Source organism: Micromonospora maritima (assembly GCF_902825405.1).
GTDB lineage: Bacteria > Actinomycetota > Actinomycetes > Mycobacteriales > Micromonosporaceae > Micromonospora > Micromonospora maritima.
The window spans coordinates 1-2,377 of the sequence record NZ_CADEAU010000686.1 but is presented as its reverse complement, the minus strand read 5'-3'; the positions used below and the strand labels follow the sequence as shown (position 1 = coordinate 2,377).

Here is a 2,377-nt window from a genome sequence, read left to right as displayed (position 1 = left end):
CGTCGGGGAGCTGGCGGGGTCCGGGGCCGAGGGGCCGCCAAGGGGGTCGGTCAACCCGCGCAAGGACCGGGAGGGGCAGGCGGCGGCGGCGGGTCGGGTCGGCCGGACGTCCTCGGCGGCCCGGGTGAGCAACCGGGTCAGGTCGGGTTCGTTCACGGGTTCGCCTCCATCCCGGTGACCAGGCCGTCGTCGGTGCCGCCCAGTTCCGGCGCCACCTGGCGGAGGCGGCGCAACGCGTCGTGGCACTGGCTCTTGACGGTGCCGACCGTGACGCCGAGCGCCTCGGCGGTGGCCGCCTCGGTCAGGTCCTCGAAGTAGCGCAGCACCAGCACCGCCCGCTGGCGCGGCGGCAGCCGGTCGAGCGCGGCGCGGACGGAGAGCCGCAGCGCGTCGTCGGCGTCCGCGTCCGCCCGCTCCGGCGGGTGGGCGCTGAGCCGTTCCCGCCGCCGGCGCCGCCACCACGAGACCGCGTCCCGGTAGAGGATGGCGCGCACGTAGGCGGCCGGGTCTCCGTCGCGCACCGAGGGCCAGCGCAGCGCCAGCTTCAGCAGCGCGTCCTGGAGCAGGTCCTCGGCCTGGTGCCGGTTGCCGCAGACCAGGTACGCGGCACGCAGCAGCCGGTGCTGGTGGATCTCGACGAACGCGAGGTAGTCCGCCCGCCCGTGGTCCGCGGCTCGCCCCATCCGGCTGCTCCCTCCGTCACCCGTCAGACGCGTGGGACGGTGGGAATGGTTGGGTCAGGTAGCGCTGGATCGTCGGGCCGACCCAGGCGGCCAGTTCCTCCGGGTCGAGGCCGACCACGGGGGGCAGCCGGACGACGTACCGGGTGAGGGCGAGGCCGAGGATCTGGCTGGCCACCAGGCCGGCCCGGCGGTCGGCGGTGGCCGGGTCGGCGCCGGTCCGGGCCACCGCGCCGGCGAGCTGGTCGGCGAAGATGCCGCGCATGCGTTCGGCCGCGCCAGGGTTGGTGCTGGCGGCCCGGAGCAGCGCGACGAGTGTCCCGTCGGCCTCCCACCGGCGGACGAAGTGCCGGATCAGCGTCTCACCGAGCCGGTCCGGCGGCACCCGGGTCAGGTCGGGCAGGTGCAGGTCGAACTCGGCCGCCGCCGCGAAGAGCCCCTCCTTGCTGCCGTAGTAGCGCATCACCATCGACGGGTCGATCCGGGCGTCGGCGGCGATGGCCCGGATGGTGGCGCGGTCGTAGCCGTCGGCGGCGAAGCGGGCCCGGGCGGCGCGCAGGATGGCCGCCCGGGTGGCGTCCGATCGGCGGGCGCGGGGAGCCGTGTCGGTCATGTCCACGACTGTAGGCCAACAGGCGTTGACATCGACGCTAGTGTCAAGTCAACAAGCGTTGGCAAACAGTTGTTGACCCTGGCGGAGGTGGAGCGATGCTGCCCGAACGAACGGACGTCCTCGTGGTCGGAGCCGGACCGACAGGCCTCGCCGTGGCGGTGGCCCTGGCCGGTCACGGCGTGCACGCCACGGTGGTCGACCGGTTGGCCCAGCCACCCGTCACCTCGCGCGCCGCCGTCGTGCACGCCGGCACGCTGGAGGCGCTGGACCGGATCGGGGTGGCCGCCCCACTGGCCGCCCGGGGCGTGCACTCGACCCGGTTCGTCGTCCGCGACCGGGACCGCGTCCTGGCCACCGTCCCCTTCGACCGGTTGCCGTCCCGCTACCCGTACGCGCTGCTCGTCTCCCAGGCCGAGACCGAGGCGGTGCTCGCCGACCGGCTCACCGCGCTCGGCGGGCGGGTGCGGCGGCCGTACGAGCTGACCGGCCTCGACCTCGACGACGGCGGCGCCACCGCGCGGTTCGCCGACGGCGGCACGGTCCGGGCCCGCTGGGTGGTCGGCGCGGACGGCATGCACAGCCGGGTCCGCGAGCTGGCCGGCATCGGCTTCGGCGGCCCGGCCGACCCCGGTGAGTCGTTCCTGCTCGCCGACGTACGGGTGGACAGCACGCTCCCGCGCGACCAGGTCACCCTCTTCCTGTCCCGGCAGGGCCCGCTGGTCTGGGCGCCGCTGCCCGACGGCACGGTCCGGCTGGTCGCCACCGTGGCCGACGCGCCGCGCGAGCCCGAGGCGCGGCACTTCCAGGCGCTGCTCGACGAGCGGGGCCCGGCCCGCCGGCCGGACCGGGTCACCGCGATGGTGTGGGCGTCCCGGTTCCGGATCCACCACCGGATCGCGGACACCTACCGGTCCGGGCCGGTGCTGCTCGCCGGCGACGCGGCGCACGTGCACAGCCCCGCCGGTGGGCAGGGGATGAACCTCGGCCTGCGGGACGCGGTCGCGCTCGGCGACGCGCTCGCCGCCGGTCCGGAAGCCCTCGACGCGTACGCCGCCGAGCGCCGCCCCCGGGCCGAGGAGGTGCT

Annotated in this window: 3 protein-coding genes; 1 reads left to right on the top strand and 2 read right to left on the bottom strand. The window is 76.1% G+C overall.

Annotation, left to right across the window (positions count from 1 at the left end; translation table 11 throughout):
• Window positions 1–152 precede the first annotated feature (152 nt).
• Both HUW36_RS31070 and HUW36_RS31065 read right to left on the bottom strand, forming a co-directional pair.
• Window positions 153–683 carry a SigE family RNA polymerase sigma factor gene (locus HUW36_RS31070; RefSeq protein ID WP_174531341.1) on the bottom strand — a complete coding sequence of 177 codons (531 nt, stop codon included), beginning with the start codon at window positions 681–683 and terminating at the stop codon, window positions 153–155.
• Between the two features lie 16 nt (window positions 684–699).
• On the bottom strand, window positions 700–1,299 hold the full coding sequence (locus tag HUW36_RS31065; RefSeq protein ID WP_217428908.1) for a TetR/AcrR family transcriptional regulator: 600 nt from the start codon (window positions 1,297–1,299) through the stop codon (window positions 700–702).
• An 89-nt stretch (window positions 1,300–1,388) separates the two neighbouring features.
• Between HUW36_RS31065 and HUW36_RS31060 the strand changes: the two genes are divergently transcribed.
• Window positions 1,389–2,377 (top strand): FAD-dependent monooxygenase (locus HUW36_RS31060; RefSeq protein ID WP_174531339.1); only part of this gene is annotated, 989 nt, incomplete at its 3' end.